This window comes from Faecalibacter bovis, assembly GCF_017948305.1.
Taxonomy (GTDB): Bacteria; Bacteroidota; Bacteroidia; order Flavobacteriales; family Weeksellaceae; genus Empedobacter; species Empedobacter bovis.
Map to the genome: position 1 here is coordinate 1,525,221 of NZ_CP072842.1, position 18,020 is coordinate 1,543,240.

The 18,020-nt window shown below is 30.9% G+C and carries 9 protein-coding genes; 2 read left to right on the forward strand and 7 right to left on the reverse strand.

Translation table 11 applies throughout. The features are described from left to right. Nucleotides 1–9 precede the first annotated feature (9 nt). The 7 genes from J9309_RS07395 to J9309_RS07425 form a co-directional block, all read right to left on the reverse strand. A complete protein-coding gene (locus J9309_RS07395; RefSeq protein ID WP_230475259.1) occupies nt 10–1,302 on the reverse strand; it encodes a glycosyltransferase in 1,293 nt (430 codons plus the stop codon). Between the two features lie 15 nt (nt 1,303–1,317). Further along, nucleotides 1,318–3,960 (reverse strand): YfhO family protein, encoded by a 2,643-nt coding sequence (locus J9309_RS07400; RefSeq protein WP_230475260.1) that lies wholly within the window; start codon nt 3,958–3,960, stop codon nt 1,318–1,320. Beyond that, entirely contained in the window at nt 3,950–4,216 is a 267-nt protein-coding gene (locus J9309_RS07405; protein WP_230475261.1) for a hypothetical protein, read from the reverse strand. Before J9309_RS07405 ends, J9309_RS07400 begins: the two co-directional genes overlap by 11 nt. A 4-nt stretch (nt 4,217–4,220) precedes the next feature. Next, nucleotides 4,221–5,294: a DUF6263 family protein gene (locus J9309_RS07410; RefSeq protein WP_230475262.1), complete on the reverse strand. Its 1,074-nt coding sequence runs from the start codon at nt 5,292–5,294 to the stop codon at nt 4,221–4,223. A 157-nt stretch (nt 5,295–5,451) separates the two neighbouring features. Further along, nucleotides 5,452–11,466 (reverse strand): alpha-2-macroglobulin family protein, encoded by a 6,015-nt coding sequence (locus tag J9309_RS07415; protein ID WP_230475263.1) that lies wholly within the window; start codon nt 11,464–11,466, stop codon nt 5,452–5,454. A gap of 99 nt (nt 11,467–11,565) precedes the next feature. Continuing rightward, entirely contained in the window at nt 11,566–13,452 is a 1,887-nt protein-coding gene (dnaK, locus tag J9309_RS07420; protein ID WP_230475264.1) for a molecular chaperone DnaK, read from the reverse strand. A gap of 217 nt (nt 13,453–13,669) precedes the next feature. Beyond that, complete coding sequence (locus J9309_RS07425) at nt 13,670–13,996, reverse strand: tRNA-binding protein (RefSeq protein WP_394369297.1); 327 nt, start codon at nt 13,994–13,996, stop codon at nt 13,670–13,672. A gap of 601 nt (nt 13,997–14,597) precedes the next feature. Between J9309_RS07425 and J9309_RS07430 the strand changes: the two genes are divergently transcribed. Beyond that, entirely contained in the window at nt 14,598–16,241 is a 1,644-nt protein-coding gene (locus tag J9309_RS07430; RefSeq protein ID WP_230475265.1) for a M1 family metallopeptidase, read from the forward strand. Between the two features lie 55 nt (nt 16,242–16,296). Beyond that, nucleotides 16,297–17,958, forward strand: a complete 1,662-nt coding sequence (gene lnt, locus J9309_RS07435) for an apolipoprotein N-acyltransferase (protein WP_230475266.1) — start codon at nt 16,297–16,299, stop codon at nt 17,956–17,958. Nucleotides 17,959–18,020: the final 62 nt, after the last annotated feature.

An 18,020-nucleotide genomic window follows, 5' to 3' on the forward strand; every position in this document is an offset into this window, starting at 1 on the left:
GATTTGTGATTATAAGGTTTGAATATTATTTGCTAAATGTTTCGTTAAGTTTTTACGATTGAATTCCTGAACTTCTTTTTCGTTCGTATTAAATCTTACTTCTGGATTTGCTAACCATTGATTATAAATATTTAGAATCAATTTTTGGATTTTATCCACTTCCTGATGATTGAAATATTCGCCAGCATTTGTTTTATTTAAAATCTTTTCAACATCCGCGTCTTTTGGGCCAACAGCTATAATTGGATTACCTGTGGCCATATATTCAAATAACTTTCCTGGAATGATTCCTTTTGATGCAACATTATCAAAATTTGTTAATAATAATATGTTGGCTTTATTAATTGCATCTAAAGATTCTTGATGCGAAACATATCCATGAATGACTAAATTAGATTTTAGATTTTCATCAATAATAGTTTGTTTTACATCATCAGCCAAAGAACCATAGAAATTAAGTTTTAAATCGCTTTTAAACGACGAATTCGTCCTAGTTAAGTTATGAATCGCTTTCCATAACGAAATAGGATTACGAAGCATTTCTAAACCTCCAGAGTAAGTAATATGGAAATACTTTTGGTCTTTTTCGGTTTCTTGTTTTACTTCCTCAAAACCATTCGTAATAACTTCAACTCGTTTTGCACCAATTTTTTTAAAATTATCTCCATCGGTATAACTTGTAGCTAAAACTAAATTTGCATTAGAAAGGACTTCTAATTCTAAATCTTCGTGTTTTTTTGCAGCCCAATTAGTTAATTTTAATTCTTTATGATAACTAATTTGCGTCCATGGATCACGAAAATCAGCAATCCATTTTAGATTTGGGTTTAATTTTTTTAAACCTAAACCAATTAAATGCATGCTGTGTGGAGGACCAGAAGTTACAATAGTATCGATATTTTCTTTTTGGATATAATCTTTTAGAAAATCAATAGAAGGATTGATCCAAAATTTACGTGCGTCTGGAATAAAGAAGTTTCCTCGGATAAATACCGAAAGTTTTGACATGAACGATTGAGATTCTTTTTTCTCAAAATGTCCGCCTTTGTACGCTTTATTTTTTGGATTTAATTTTTCAGCCAGCTGATAAGGTTCCCAGATTTTATTTTTAACAATTTTAACTTCAGGATTAATGTCTTTAGCTAAAGTTTCGTCGATAATTGGGTAAGATGGATTTTCTGGAATATAAACATGAGGTTCGTATCCAAATTGAGGAAGATATTTTGTAAATTTCAACCATCTTTGAACACCAGGGCCTCCCGCAGGAGGCCAGTAATAGGTGATAATTAATATTTTTTTCATTTCAAATTAAGCAACTTATTTGTCCTCGTTTTTGAAATTATCATTTTCTTTTTTACAATTCTTATAACCTAAGAAAATTCCACCCAAAATAACAGCGATCAGGATTATATTAGATGCAATCATGACTGTTTTTCCAGTTTCAATTACTTGAGGTTCGTATGTAAATACAATTTCGTGATTTCCTTTGGAAATTGGTAAAGCGCGTAAAATATAATTTGCTTTTAAAATTTCAACATCTTTACCATCAACTGTAGCTTTCCATCCATGTGGATAATAAATTTCTGAGAAAACTGCAATTTGATCTGTATTAGTAGAAGCTTTGTAAACCATTTTAGTTGGTGTATACGACTCTAATTTGATTACAGCTGTAGAATCTTGAGCAATAGTTTTAGGTAGCGTTTTTACTACTTCATTTCTTAGGATAACTTGATCTTCTAAAAATGTATCGTTTAAAGCTAAAATTTCTTCATTTGCGTTATTAACAACTTTTACATCACCAACAAACCATGCATTACCAAAAGCAGTAGGATTCATTTCAATTTTTGGTTCTTGCATAGAACCATGAACGATGTATTTCGTGTTTAACATGTTTAATACATTGATCATTCCGCTTTCGTCTTTAATTCCGTATTGCTTCGCTGCTGGATTTCCAGAGAAATATAAATCAATTACATCTTGGTATTTACCTAATTTGGCCGCGTGATATCCTCCAATAGAATTTACAAAGAAAGAAGTTCCGGCCTCGTTAAATGTACTTTGAGTTGTATTGTAAACTCTGTATTGTGATTTATCTTGTTTCGCTAATTCAGATAAAGCAAAATTCATTGGAACTTTATATGCAATTTGAGCTACGTTGTTATTTGTATTAGCTTCAGATTCTAATTTAACAGACAATTCTGTAGGGAATGGATTTTCTACGATATAATCCGAAACAAAATTATCATCATTAAAATAACGTTTGTTTACTGTTAAACCATCAATTAAAGCTAACGCTCCGATTGCTAAAACAATTACAGTTGAGTTTTTAATGAATTTCTTTTGATATGCATATAATAAACAAATTGTAGCTAATACGAAAATTAATGTACGGATTGTATCACCTTTGAACATGTCGATACGATCCTGAATTAAAGCTTGATCTAAATCTCTTAACATAGATTCCCAAAAACCAATAGCATTTGGATTAGCTTCTCCAATTAATTTTAAAAACTCTGTTGTTGTGTATGCATCTGATGAGGATTGGAAAGAGAAAATAGATCCAGCTCCAACATATAAAATTGCTAAAATTGCAACAGTTGCTCCACCTACATAAGTTAATGTTTTTGTCTTGAATGCTTCAGATTCTTCGTCTTTTATAAAATAATATAAAGTAATAATTGCAAGTAAAGGCATTGTGAATTCTGCAATTACTAAGATAGAAGATACAGCTCGGAATTTGTCGTACATTGGGAAGTAATCAACAAATAAATCTGTTAACCATTGTAAGTTTTTACCCCAAGCTAATACAATACTTAAAATTGTAGCTCCTAATAACCACCATTTGTACTGAGCATATTTACCACGAACTAAAAATAATCCAAGGATAAATAAAAACACGACAATTGCTCCTTGGTATGCAGGACCAGAAGTTCCTGGTTGTTCACCCCAATATGTAGAACGAGGTTGTTGTGCTAATGCTTGGAAAACTTGTTGATTAAACTCGTCTTCACCAACTGCAGTCGCAGTAGTTTGTAATTGTCCAAAGTAGTTTTGTAAATCGTCTTCCGCACTCATTGATGATCCACCCATTAAGTTTGGAATAAATAAGTTTAAGGTTTCTAATTTACCATAACTCCATTGTGTAATATAATCGTGGTCTAAACCATCTGTATTAGATTTTAATAAAGACATTTCAGATTTTCCACGCGTAGTTTCTTTCGAATATTCGTAAGTAGCTAATAATCGTGATGCATTTAATCCCAAAGCAATAATTGTTGCAACAACTACTAAACCAGACGCCTTGAAAAAAGATGGTAATTCTTTTGCTTTGAAATCATAAATAAATTGTACGATTGCAAAAATCATCATTGCTAAGAATAGATAAAAAGTCATCTGGATATGGTTCGCTTGTAACTGTAATCCCATGAATAGGGTAGTTAAAACAAAACCAGCGATGTATTTTTTTCTATAAAGTAATAAAATACCAGCCACTAAAGGCGCAAAGTAAGCAATGGTATGCACTTTGGCGTTGTGTCCAGCAGCGATAATGATAAAGAAATATGCACCTACAGCAAAGAAAATTGATCCTGTTAGAGCGTATTTCCATTTCTTGAACAAAGTTAATCCAAGGATAAAAAATCCAGAAAATAATAAGAAAATATAATCTGCAGGTCTTGGTAAAAATCGAATGACTTTGTCAATGCCTTTGATTAAATCAAAATCGTATTGCGCACCCGTTTGGTAAGTTGGCATACCACCAAACATTGCATTCGACCAATACACATGTTCATTTGATTGTTCTTGATAAGTTAGCATTTCTTCGGCACTACCACGATAGTTGATAATGTCGGGTTGAATAATTGCTTTTCCTGAAAGTACAGGCGCACAATAAAACAATGCTACAAGAGCAAAGAAAATTAAAGAGCCTAAGATGTAGAGTAAATTCTTATTATTTTTCATTCTTTTCTTCGATTATTTCGAAATCAACAGTTTCTGCCTCAATGTTATATTTAGATTGTTCAATAGGTGTATTGGATTTTCTTTGATTTGAGTTTCCTGTATCGTAAGTATTATTTTGTTGATATTGTCCACCAAATTGTTGACTTTGATTGATCGCATCTTTAAATGCTTTTTTTATCATTAAAATTTTACGAACAAAGCGAAAAACAAAAAGGAAAATAATACCTAAAATTATGATCCAAACTATAGTTTTCATGTTATTAATTTACGGTTGTCGTTGTCATAGCAGTTTCAGTCATGGTTTGTTTTTGACCATTCATTTCCATTGTACGTTTCGACGTTTCTTTTTTAGTTAAACTTACATTATTGATCCAACCAGATTGTGTATCTAACACGATTGAACCCGTTACATCTGCATCCATATTCACACTCATTTTCATACCTTGTTGTGCATCTGATCCACTTAATTTTTGACCACCTTTTACAGCGATTTTTGTGTTCTTAGAATCCACATTTGTTAATGTACGAGTTAAGTTCGAATTACCTTTCAGTCCACCTTCGTTGATGTTTTGAGTATCAGACCAAGATTCATTTAATTTTAATTTTTTGTCAGGGTAAATGTTCATCGTTTCTTCGAATTGAGCTGAAATAGCTTTATCGTTTAAAGAATTTTTCAACATTTCGCTGATAAATTTTTGCTCTTCAGCAGATAATTGACTTTTAACTGAAGCTTCAATTTGCTGTCTAATTTTTTCTAATCCAGTTACAGAAATTACTTTACCTTTTTGATCCACCTTCATGGTATAAGGTTTTCCAATCATTCCTTTGTAAATACTCCAAGAAAATGCAATGTCTTTGTTTGTTGGTTTAGCTCCATTTGTATCATAAGACATTGTTTTTCCTTCCGGATCAGTCATTTTTTCGCTGTATTGTTTAGAAACAACTTCTAAAGTATAAATACCATCTTTTACATCTTTTACTGTATATTGAATAGTTTTTTTACTTTCGTTTGTCATCTTGATGCTTTTAGTTCCATCAGTTGCTGTGTTTACAGATTTTACAGCTAAAGTAATCGGGTAAGTTTTACCTTTTTCTAAATTATATCTGAAATCAAATGTATTATCTTCATTTTTTTGAATTGCAGTATTTTCAGTTATTTCCAAAGGTTTAGCAATAGTGTCAGCAGCATCTACTTTTACAATTGTATCGCCTTTTTTATCAATAATTAATTCTTGTCCTGCTTCATTTGTTCCAACTACTTTTTCGTCTTTACTATCATTTTTACAAGCTACGATTGTTGTAATTATAGCAACTGCTAAGAATATTTTTTTCATATGTTTTATAAATACGGTTTTGAGTTTTAGTATTCATACTAAAATCAATCCAAAAATAACGATTTTAGATGGTATTACAAGATGATATTTTAAATGTATTGATTATGAATCGAATAATTATGTAAAAAATAAGCGACTCTATCTTGAGTCGCTTAAGTTATTTTACAATTGTAATTTTAGAACTTTTTGAATGCGTTTTATAACTTGTGTTATACATGCTTTCTGCTTGGGAAATACCAGCATTATATGTGCCTAAATTATTTGCTTTTACTTCATATTCAAAAACGTGAAATCCTTTTGGTAAATAGTCGATAAAGAAATTAGTTTCAGTATCTTTTGTTTCAAAATAATGTGGTGTACCACCAATCCATTTGTATCCAGAGGGTTTGTAAACAGGCTCGAATCCTGCTGCACGATTGTCTTTTAGATGAATATAACTTACATCTTCTTCTGAAATCAATGTTAATTTAATTTTTAAATTTTCACCTAATCGAATATCTCGATTTAACGGAACCCAAACCTCTTTCTCTTTGATTAAAATCTCTCGTTCGATTCTTAATTTACTTTGATGCGATTTTACATCTTCAAAAGGTACTTGATGTGTTGTAATAACAGTTCCATACAAATTGAACGTTTGATTATTTTTTACTTTGAATGAATCCGGAATTTGGTTGATATTTTTTGATTGAAGTATTTCTTGTCCAAAAACTTTAGTTGTTTCTAAGTTTTCCAAACCTTTAATTTCAACTTTTGGTTCAGTTTTTTGATCAGATTTTAAAGTGTTTAATAAACTTGAAACGGTATAATTGTTACTTAAAGTATTGTTCCATGCATTCTGTTTGTGCTTTAACAACATCCATTGCACCAAATTCTGTGTTTCTTTTCCGTTTGCTAAGAAAGCTTCTACCAAAACAGCTTGTGTAGAAAGTGGAGTTTCTAAAAAATAATGTTGTGGATCGTTCCAATAAGAACCATTTTCTTTTTCAACAATCATTTCATCATCCAAACTTTTAAGAATGTTTTTCGCATACACTTCAGAACCTAAAAATTTTGTAACGATTGCTGCTTTTGCTCGTAACGATAAATTACTTTTAGCAACTTCAGTTTCAATGTTATTATATTGTTTTTGATATAATTTTTTAACCTCTGCAATTTTAGGATTTTCAATAGGATTGAATTGATAGATATAAATCAGATCAATATAATTTGAAAGATTAATATTTTTAATTTTTTCTGTTGATTTTTGTAAATCTAAATTATATTGAATCAAATATTCTACACCTTTTTGGAAACTGTTTTTTAATCCATCTGAAACTTCGTTCGGTTGACTTTTAATCATTCGACCCATGTAAATTAAAATTTGTTTCGTGATTTCGTGATTCGTTTTACCACCTTCAAACCAAGGGAAACTTCCATCTTTTAATTGACTACTAACAATTTTACTTTCCAATGATTTAATTTCTTTCGAAATGTTTTTTCCTTCAAATAGTTTCGCAATCTGAATTAATTGTTCTTTTTGAGAATTCGCTTTATTTACCCAATTTGATTTTATTTTATTGATTTCATTATCAAATGATGTTTCAATTTTTTCAGTTTTCAACAATTCTTGTAAATAAGTAACAACTTCTGGATGCGTTGCTTTTATTTGTTCTAACAATTTATAAGCATACCATTTACTTGTAGTTTGCTCTGTACATTCGTAAGGATAAAAAGCTAAATTGTTAAGAATTGATAAAACTTGTACCAACTGATTTGATTCAATATCAATTTTAATTTGTTTGAAATTATTTTTCTGATTATTGATCGTAATTTCTTTCTCTTCGTTTGGCAAAACCACGAAGGAATTCGCTTCTGAAATTTCGATTTTATTCGGAAGAATTGGTAAAACTTGTTGTTCACCATCAGAAAATTGATTATTTCCCACAACAATTTTTATTATAACATCCTCCAAATTATCAGGAACTTTAATTGACCATTCAATCAAAGAATTTTGTTTTGATTTTGTATCAAATGTTTTTTTGTTATTCACAATATTGAACAAATTGTTAATAACTTCATTTGTTTGTGGATTGATCAATTCTATTTTAGCTAAACCACTAATATCATTTTCGCTAATGTTCTGAATTTGTGCAGAAATAACCATCTCGTCGCCTGATCTTAAAAATCGAGGCAAATGCGGAGAAACCATCAAATCTTTTTGCGTTTTTGTAGTAAAAGTTCCAACTCCAGAATTTAATTCTTTGTCATGTGCAAAAACTAATAATTTCCATTCGGACAACGCTTCAGGAGAAGTAAATTCAAACGTAATTAAACCAGCTTTATCTGTACGTAAAGTAGGATAGAAGAAAGCGGTTTCTTGCAAGTTAGTTCGAGTTTTTACGGTTGATAAATCAATTTTATAATTTGCTTTTCCGTCAGTTGTAATTACAATAACACCATTTGCTCCACGGCTACCATATAATGCAGTCGCAGATTGATCTTTTAATAAAGTTGTGGAAGTGATATTTAGTTTAGATACATCAAATGTATCTTCTTGTATTACGCCATCTACAACAATTAAAGGATTTTTGGCAGTAATCGAAGAAACACCACGGATGGTAACTGAATTTGTTGCTCCAACAGCATATCCCATACCGACAACTTCTGATAAATCAATTCCAGGAACTTTACCTGATAACATTTGATCAACTGAAGTTTCAAAATTTTCTTCATATTTTGTATTTGCACCAACAGAAATAGATTGTTTTACAACATCGTAATTTGTTCCAAATTCTTGAAATGGTTCATAAGTTACCCATTTAAATTCTGGATAATTAAATTGTAAAGGAATGTAAGATTTTGATTTGTATTTTGAAATCAGGTTACTTGTGTCATATAAATCAGTCATAAAATTATTTACTTGGAAAGGATATTGAGCCCAACGATTCCAATTGATTTTATAAAATGAATGATTTCTAAATTGATCCAAAGAGGCATCGTACATAGAAGCTAATACTTCTGCATCTGCATTTTTCTGATTTGGATTAACAATTTTTAAAGACCAAGTTTCTTGATTTCCGGGTTGAATTTTATCTCTAAAAACTGCTGTTTTAATTTCAAGTTCTTTCGTAGCAACTTGCATCGGAATTTTTAAATTTCCCGATTTGTATTGGTTGTTTTTGATGAATAAATAATCTATTTTGAAATTATTATTTACAAGTTCCTTTGTAATTTTTGTTGTATAAATTGCTTTACCATTTTTGAAAGGAAGTGCAATAGTTTTTATGAATTTATTTTCTTCTTGCAAATACAAGAAGATATTCGATTTTTCTTTAAAATCGGTCTCAAATTCTAACTTAAATTCATCTCCAACGTTATAATCATTTTTAGAAAATTTAACGGTTAAAAATTCTTTAGATGACGTACGATAAGATTCATCTTCGGCAATATGTACAACCTTAAAATCGCTAATTGTATCATTTTTTATAATAGAAATTGCTTCAACTAAATATTTTCCTTTAGATAATTTTTCAGGTTGATTGACAGTTACAAATTTCTTTTCGTTAGTATCAAAAGATGAGGTTTGAACAATTTTATAATTTTTCCAATAACGTTTTTCTTCCTCTAAATTTTCATCATTTAAATTATATTTCCCGAAATATTTATGCTTTGCTTCTGATGATAAAATATGATAATCCGAATCAAAATCGTATTCATGTTCTCCATAAATTCCAGCAGGTTCAGGAATTTGATAAATTGTAATTTGTCCCTTTAATGGAGTAAATTGTTTATTCAAATTCTCAGTGTTGATGTTAATATCTTTCCAATCTTTATTGATGTAATATTTACTTGGAGCAAGGTTAATTTGGTATGGATTTTCGCTGAAATAATATTTTAACGAAGTGATTTGAGATTCGCCAGTTTCATTAATCGCTTTGATGTAAAAATTTAGATCGTTATACTTTTGGTTTCCTACTAATTTTTGAGTAATTGTAAATTCACCATTTTCATCTGTAGTGGTATGATCGGTAAAATTAATGTTGCTTAAAGAACTTTTTATTTCATACTCAATTTTTACATTAGTTAATCTCGCACCAGAAAGTGATTCTACAAAACCTTTAAAAATAGCAGTGTCACCCAATTGATAATTTTCTTTGGGTTGATTCAATTTCACTCTAAAAGTCGGGCGTTTGTATTCTTCAACTTGGAAATATTGATACCCGATGTTTTCTTTTTTATGAAAAACTGAAATTCTAAAGTTTCCATTTAAAGTTTCTTCTGGTAACTTGAATTTTCCGTTAATAGAACCAAATTCATTTGTTTTAAGAATTATACTATCAATTTTTTGATGATTGGCATCAAATAAGATTGATTTCAATTCGATACCAGCTAATACATTACCAGTTTTTTGATTCTTTTCGTATACAATTGCTTTAAAAAATACTTCTTGATTTGGTCGATAAATCGCTCGATCGGTTAATATCACAGCGTTTTTTATTTTAGAAGCATTGTTTTCTAAATTGTAGTTATAATTATCAACATCCAAATTCATTAATTCAATAAATTCTTTTGAACTCGGAATATATAAGTACAAATAATCTAAATCCTCATATTTGTCGCTATTATCGTTTGATTGATAGAAAAATTCTCCCGCTTCATTGGTCGTTAATGATTTAATTTTATCATAATCCTTTTTCTCGCCATCATTATAGAGTTGGATTCTAGTATTTAATAAAGGTAATCCTGTGTTTCGATTTATGATTTGAGCTTTGTATTTGTAACCATTATTCGTTTCATCAATTTCAAACATTTTTACAATCCAATCTGAAATAGTAATCGTTGAACTTTTTACAATTTTAGTCTCATCATCATTTACAAAGTCAGGATGATTACTAGCAACGATAAAATATTCGCCAGCTTCCAAAGGATTAATTTTATATAAAGTCGAATGATCTAAATAGTCTTCAAAATGTTTTAATTTGATCTTTTCTTCATACACCAATTTTGCATCAGTTTCATAGCGATTAGCTATTGTATCGTATGAAAAATTAACTTGTTTTTTATCAAAAGGATGACTGTTTTTATAAATTCTGATGTAAAGTTGATCTGTTTTTACGGAAGTAATTGTGATAGGAATATATTCATTCTTAGTATATGAGGTTGGGAAATCAAGATTGAAAGATGGTTTGCTAATTTTCTTTTTAAGTTCGATTAAATTCTTAGTCCAAATTGTATTTGGATATAATTCTATTGCTTGATTAAGCTGCTTAATTGCAGTTGGAATTTTATCACGATTATAATTGTACGTATAATTGATATTATTAATCGTACGATATAGAATCTGAGCATTAAAATCAGCTGGAATTTTCTTTAGATTTTGAATTAAGTCATCAAAATTTAGTTCATCTCTTTTTCGTCCAAAATTCGTATAATATTGATACGCTTTGGCTTCAGGGGATTTTTGGTTAATTATTTCAAGTTCATTTTGTATAGTAGTAATGCGATGGTTGATGATTTGATTTCTTTTTTCTACATCATTTATATTATTAGAATAAAGATTGTCAATTCCATTTAAATACATATTACCCAAAATATGAAACAAAGTTGGAGCAATCGTAAATGAATTGTAGTGAGCAAAACTTGTTTTTACATCCTCAAGTTGAGGTTGATCGATAGCATTTGATGTAAAAAGCAGCTTCCATTTTTCAGATGGTTCTTTTTGTAAAGTTTTATAATCTTTGATAGATTCTACCAGCAGCGAATCAATATATTTTATTTTTTTTACGGTTGACCAATCCGTATACGAATTGGATTGATCATTTTCTTTAATTGGTTTACTATATATTCTATCAAATAAGAAATTTGCATAATACTGATGAAGTATAGCTTTTTCTATTTTATTAGCTTTTTTTATTTCGTTGTTTAAAGTTTCAGAAACCTTGTTGATAAAGAATTCTTGATTAGTTTGTTTAAATCTTAAGAGATGTATTTCTCTAAAAAAAGCTAATAAATACTCAGGTTGTTTATTTTCTTTTAAAGCAATCGATTTTGTTTGTTGTATAAAACGATTGGCATTATCATAATTTTTTTTCGCGATGTTTGAATTTATTGAATCAAAATTTGATTTGTAGTCAAAGTTTTGCCCAAATGTATAGAACGATAAGATTAGAAAAAAGAGCGCTTTAAATTTCATTAGTAGTGTTTAATTGCTTAAAAATAAGAAATTAAACGATACAAAAAAAAGCTGCCCAAATTTGGACAGCTTTTATAATATTTAAAAGAATGTATCTAATTATTTAACTTCTTCGAAGTCTACATCTTCAACACCATCTGCTTTCGCGTCAGCTCCAGGTTGTGCTTGTGCACCACCTTGTTGCCCTTGGTTCATAGCAGCGTACATTTCTTCAGATGCAGCATTCCAAGCGTTGTTTAATTTTTCCATTGATGCGTCAATAGCAGCAACGTCTTGTGCTTGGTGAGCAGCTTTAACTTCAGTTAATGCTTCTTCGATTGGTTGTTTTTTCTCAGCTGGAATTTTATCTCCGTACTCAGATAATTGTTTTTCAGTTTGGAAAATTAAAGAGTCAGCAGCATTGATTTTCTCAATTTTATTTTTAGCTTCTTCGTCTTTTGCAGCATTTTCCTGAGCTTCTTTTTTCATTCTTTCGATGTCAGCGTCAGACAAACCTGAAGATGCTTCGATTTTGATCGATTGCTCTTTTCCAGTTCCTTTATCTTTAGCAGATACATTTAAGATACCATTCGCATCAATATCAAATGTAACCTCGATTTGTGGAACACCTCTTTGTGCTGGTGGGATATCAACTAAGTCGAAACGTCCGATTTCTTTGTTATCGTTGAATAATGGACGCTCTCCTTGACCAATTCTTAAAGTTACTGCTGGTTGATTATCTACAGCTGTAGAGAAAACCTCAGACTTTTTAGTTGGGATAGTTGTATTAGCTTCGATTAATTTAGTGAAAACTCCACCTAAAGTTTCGATACCTAAAGATAATGGTGTAACGTCTAATAATAATACGTCTTTTACATCACCTGTTAATACACCTCCTTGGATAGCAGCTCCTACAGCAACAACCTCGTCTGGGTTAACACCTTTAGAAGGTTTTTTACCGAAGAAACTTTCTACTTCTTCTTGGATTTTTGGGATACGAGTAGATCCACCAACTAAGATAACTTCATCGATATCAGAAATTGATAAACCAGCATCGCTTAACGCTTTTTTACATGGTTCCATAGAACGACGTACTAAATCAGCAGTTAATTGATCAAATTTTGCACGAGATAAAGACTGAACTAAGTGTTTTGGTCCTGTTTCGTTTGCTGTAATATATGGTAAGTTAATTTCTGTTTGTGCAGAAGAAGATAACTCAATTTTAGCTTTTTCAGCAGCCTCACGTAAACGTTGTAAAGCCATAGGATCTTTCTTTAAATCTACGTTTTCAGCAGCTTTAAATTCGTCAGCTAACCAATCAATAATAGCATCATCAAAGTCATCACCTCCTAAACGAGTATCTCCGTTAGTTGCTAATACTTCAAATACACCATCACCTAATTCTAAGATAGAGATATCGAATGTTCCTCCTCCTAAATCGTAAACTGCGATTTTTTTGTCAGAATCAGCTTTATCTAATCCGTATGCTAATGCAGCAGCAGTTGGCTCATTGATGATACGCTCAACTTTTAAACCTGCAATTTCACCAGCTTCTTTAGTTGCTTGACGTTGTGCGTCATTAAAGTAAGCAGGAACTGTAATTACGGCTCTTGTTACTTCTTGACCTAAATAATCTTCAGCAGTTTTTTTCATTTTTTGTAATGTCATTGCTGAGATTTCTTGTGGAGTGTATAAACGACCATCGATTTCAACACGAGGTGTATCATTGTCTCCTTTTACTACTTTATATGGCATTGCTTCTGCATCTGAAGCGTCATATTTAGCACCCATAAAACGTTTTACAGAGTAAATAGTTTTTGTAGGGTTAGTTACTGCTTGACGTTTAGCTGAATCTCCAACTTTTCTTTCACCTCCTTCAACGAAAGCTACGATAGATGGAGTAGTTCTTTTACCTTCTGCATTAGGGATAACTACTGGCTCGCTACCTTCCATTACAGATACACAAGAGTTCGTTGTTCCTAAGTCAATTCCAATAATTTTGCTCATATTATTTTTTTATTTCTTTAATTAAATTTGATAGTTACTTTTATATGATTGTATGCACAATTCGTGTCTATATAGACAATCTTTGTGCCAAGGCAAAAAAAATGACATGAGATAAATATCAAATGTCATCTTGTCATAAAACTATAATTTTCTTAAATAATTCGTTGCTAAATAGTCAGCTTTTACGATATAACTGACAAGGTGTGTTTTTGAAAGTTTATCCAATCTTCCAACCATTTTCTACTTTACGTTGAGGGTTTAAAAGAATTACATCTTTGTCATTACCATAAACACCCATTACCAAACATTCGCTCATAAATTTTCCGATTTGTTTGGGTGGGAAATTAACCACCGCGATGATTTGTTGATTGATTAATTCTTCTTTGGTGTAAAGTGAAGTAATTTGTGCCGAACTCTTTTTTAAACCTAATGGTCCAAAATCTATTGTTAATTGGTAAGCTGGATTTCGAGCTTCAGGAAAATCTTCCACTTTTATAATTGTACCGACACGCATATCAATTTTCTCAAAATCTTGCCAAGAAATTGTAGCATCGTTTTTTACATCTTTTGTAATTTCTTTGTTTTCAATTTCCTTTAAAAGTTGCTCAATATTTTCTTTTTGATGTTGATATTTCGATTTTAAATCATCGGACATGCGGTCATAATAAGTTATTGCTTTTGTACCGAATTGCTTGATATAAAAATTACTCAAAACTGGAATCTGAGGAAATTTCTCGTGGAAAATCATTTCATGATAAGCTTGCCATTCGCGTTCATCTCGCACTTCGATTTGTTCTTTTCCTGATCGCTGATATACATGATACATTTCGTGCATCAATAAATTCGCAACTAATGCTAAATCAAAATCTAAAATATTTTTAGGAACTTTTATTTTAATTCCTGTCGATTCAGAACCTTCTGCTGTTAATAATAAACCTTTTGGATTGATTTCGTCTCTAAATTCAAATCCAGTAAATGAAGAATGTTTTAGATTAAATTGATCCATTATTTCATACAAAGCTTCAATAACTAATTTGTTTTTATTTAGGTACTGAATTCTTTCTTTAAACTCTGTTGTAATCATGTTTATTTATAGCTTAATATCAAATATATAATCTTATTTTTGATAAGTTTTAAAAATTATCATGAAGAAATTGCTCCTTGTTCTGGGTTTATTGTCAATTCAATCACAAGCTCAGATTTTAAATCATAAACAAGAATTTACGCGACAAGATACTTTAAGAGGTTCTAATACTGAATATAGAAATTGGTGGGACGTAAAGCATTATAAAGTTTCAGTTGAACCTGAATTTAAAACGAAAACGATTAAAGGAAATACGATAATTTCTTTTGATGTTATTGCTGATCGTAAATCTGATTTAATGCAAATTGATTTACAAGAGCCTATGCAAATCTCCTCGGCTAAAATTAATGGTAAAAAAATCAAAGATTTAAAACGAGAAGGAAATGTATATTTTATTGATGCGGGTAAATCTTTAAAAAAGAAAGACAATCAATTAGAATTAATATATGAAGGTAATCCTAGAGTTGCACAAAATGCACCTTGGGATGGTGGATGGATTTTTGTAAAAGATGAGCAAGGACGTGAATGGATGTCTGTTGCTTGTCAAGGTTTAGGAGCTAGTGTTTGGTTTCCGAACAAAGATTATGGTGCAGATGAACCAGATTTTGGAGCAGAGTTAGAAATAATTGTTCCGAATGATTTGGTAGGAGTGGGGAACGGTCGCTTAGTAAGTCAGAAAAAAGTTGGTAATAAAACAGCTTACCTTTGGAAGGTTACTAATCCAATCAACAACTATAATATTATTCCTTACATCGGTAAATATGTCAATTTTAAAGATTCATATACTGGTGAAAAAGGAAAATTAGATCTTGATTATTATGTAATTGACTACAATCTTAGTAAAGCTAAATCTCAGTTCGAGCAAGCGAAACAAATGTTAGACAGTTTTGAATATTGGTTCGGTCCATATCCATTTTACGAAGATTCTTTCAAGATGATTGAAAGTCCACATTTAGGAATGGAACACCAATCAGGAATCGCTTACGGAAATAAATATTTGAACGGATATTTAGGACGAGATTTATCAGGAACTGGTTGGGGATTAAAATGGGATTTTATCATTATTCACGAAGCTGGTCACGAATGGTTTGGTAATAATATTTCGCATAAAGATGTAGCAGATATGTGGATTCACGAAGGATTTACATCTTATTCCGAAGCTTTGCATACCGAACACCTTTTTGGGAAACAAGCTGGAAGTGATTATGTAAAAGGTACTCGTGCTTCGATTGCAAATGAGAAACCTTTGATTGGGGTTTATGGCGTAAACCAAGAAGGCCCTGGCGATATTTATAATAAAGGAGCTAACATCATTCATACATTTAGAACTTGGTTAAATAACGATGAGAAATTCCGTCAGATTTTACGAGGTATGAATAAAGAGTTTTATCATCAGTCCGTAACAACAAAACAGATTGAAGATTATATTTCGAAAGAATCTGGATTAGATTTAACAGCTTTTTTTAATCAGTATTTAAGAACGAAAGATGTTCCTGTTTTAGAAATTAAACAAGAAGGTAACTTATTTTTATATAGGTATTACAATACAGTTGATGGTTTTAATATGCCTTTGCGATTAGAAAATAGTGATATAACGTTGTATCCGACAAAAGATTGGAAAGAATTAAAGAATTCAAATTTTAAAAATTCTTTTGAAATCGTTGTTGATTCTAATTATTATATCAACACATTTGTGATTAAATAATTTTATCAGAATAAAAATCATCAAATACTAATTGATGATATTATAAATTTGTAGCATGAAAAAATATATTGCTTACGCAATTGCTTCAGGATTATTATTAGCCGGTGGATGGCCATCACATGGTTTTCCTCTGTTATTATTCTTTGGTTTTGTTCCCTTAATGTTAGCTGAACATCAGATAACACAACGCGCACAATACAAAAAGAAATGGATGAAAGTGTTTGGGTTATCTTACCTAACATTCCTAATCTGGAACGCAATTGTAATTTGGTGGTTGCACTTTGCACAACAAATAGATGCGAATGGAGAATTTCAAAATTCGTGGGTTTCTTATATAGGACCAGTTTTAGCGAACTCATTATTGATGTCAATTTGTTTTCAGTTGTATCATTTCGTGAAGAAAAAAGCTGGTAACTTATATGGCTTAGTTTTTCTTCCTGCCGTTTGGATGTCTTTCGAGAAAATGCATCTAAATTGGGAATTGGCTTGGCCTTGGTTTAATTTAGGAAACGGTTTTGCTAAATTTTACGAATGGGTACAATGGTATGAATTTACAGGTACTTTTGGTGGAACGCTTTGGATTTGGTTAGTAAATATCATTGCGTTTTATTATATCACCGCCTATATAAACAAGAAGGATTTCAAATACGTTAACAAACTAGGAGTTTATGTAATTCCGATGATTGTTATACCAATTGGAATATCTTACATCATGTATGTCACGCACGAAGAAAAAGGCGAGCCATTACATGCATTAGTTATTCAGCCAAATTTAGATCCATATACAGAAAAGTATGAAAAAGATGGATTAGAAATTTATGATGATATCAAAAGATTAGCATTACAAAATATCAAACCAGAAACACAATTTGTTGTTGCACCAGAAACAGCAATTCCAGGTTCTTCGTCTTTGATATTTGATAATATGTATAATGATTTAATCATTAATGATATTAGAGAATGGACAGGGCAAAAGAAAGATTTGAATTTTGTAACAGGAGCATCTGTAATGCGTATTTATCCATCACCAACTTTAGCTTCAGAAACAGCTTCAGTGATGCGAGATGGAATTACGTGGTACGATTCATTTAATTCAGCTCTACAAGTGAATTCTAATGATTCTATATCAATCTATCATAAATCAAAATTAGTCGTTGGAGTAGAAAATTTTCCATATCGAAGTATTTTAATGCCAATTATTGGAGAATTTATGCTTAACTTTGGCGGCACAACAAAAACATTAGGTGTACAACCTAATCGTTCTGTTTTCAATAATAAAACAAACGACGCTTCTGTTGCTCCGATTATATGTTACGAATCGATTTTCGGAGACTATGTGACAGAATATGTGAGAGCGGGTGCGAATGTTTTATTCACGATGACCAATGATTCTTGGTGGGGCTACACCGATGGACATCGCCAATTACTATTATATGGTAATTTAAGAGCCATTGAAAATAGACGCGCTATTGTTAGATCTGCCAACTCTGGCGTTTCGGCTTTCGTGAATCAGCGAGGAGATATCATGAAATCGTTACCATACGGAGAGCAGGGTGCCTTAAATGGTACAGTCTTGATGAATAGTGAGTTAACGTTTTATTCAAAGTACGGTGATTACTTAGCGAGAATAGCTTTACTGGTAATGGGAATTATCTTGGCTTATACTTTCGCTCAGAGCTTGCTGTACAAAAAGAATGTGAAAAAAATAAAGAAATAATAACCTTTTGGGTTGTATAAGTAATTTATTATTTGTTACTTTGCACTCCGTTTATAAATAAT

What these genes read in the sequence shown, in the direction of transcription:
- J9309_RS07395 (WP_230475259.1), bottom strand. Translation starts at nt 1,302, where the DNA reads ATGAAAAAAATATTAATTATCACCTATTACTGGCCTCCTGCGGGAGGC.
- J9309_RS07400 (WP_230475260.1), bottom strand. Translation starts at nt 3,960, where the DNA reads ATGAAAAATAATAAGAATTTACTCTACATCTTAGGCTCTTTAATTTTC.
- J9309_RS07405 (WP_230475261.1), bottom strand. Translation starts at nt 4,216, where the DNA reads ATGAAAACTATAGTTTGGATCATAATTTTAGGTATTATTTTCCTTTTT.
- J9309_RS07410 (WP_230475262.1), bottom strand. Translation starts at nt 5,294, where the DNA reads ATGAAAAAAATATTCTTAGCAGTTGCTATAATTACAACAATCGTAGCT.
- J9309_RS07415 (WP_230475263.1), bottom strand. Translation starts at nt 11,466, where the DNA reads ATGAAATTTAAAGCGCTCTTTTTTCTAATCTTATCGTTCTATACATTT.
- dnaK (WP_230475264.1), bottom strand. Translation starts at nt 13,452, where the DNA reads ATGAGCAAAATTATTGGAATTGACTTAGGAACAACGAACTCTTGTGTA.
- J9309_RS07430 (WP_230475265.1), top strand. Translation starts at nt 14,598, where the DNA reads ATGAAGAAATTGCTCCTTGTTCTGGGTTTATTGTCAATTCAATCACAA.
- lnt (WP_230475266.1), top strand. Translation starts at nt 16,297, where the DNA reads ATGAAAAAATATATTGCTTACGCAATTGCTTCAGGATTATTATTAGCC.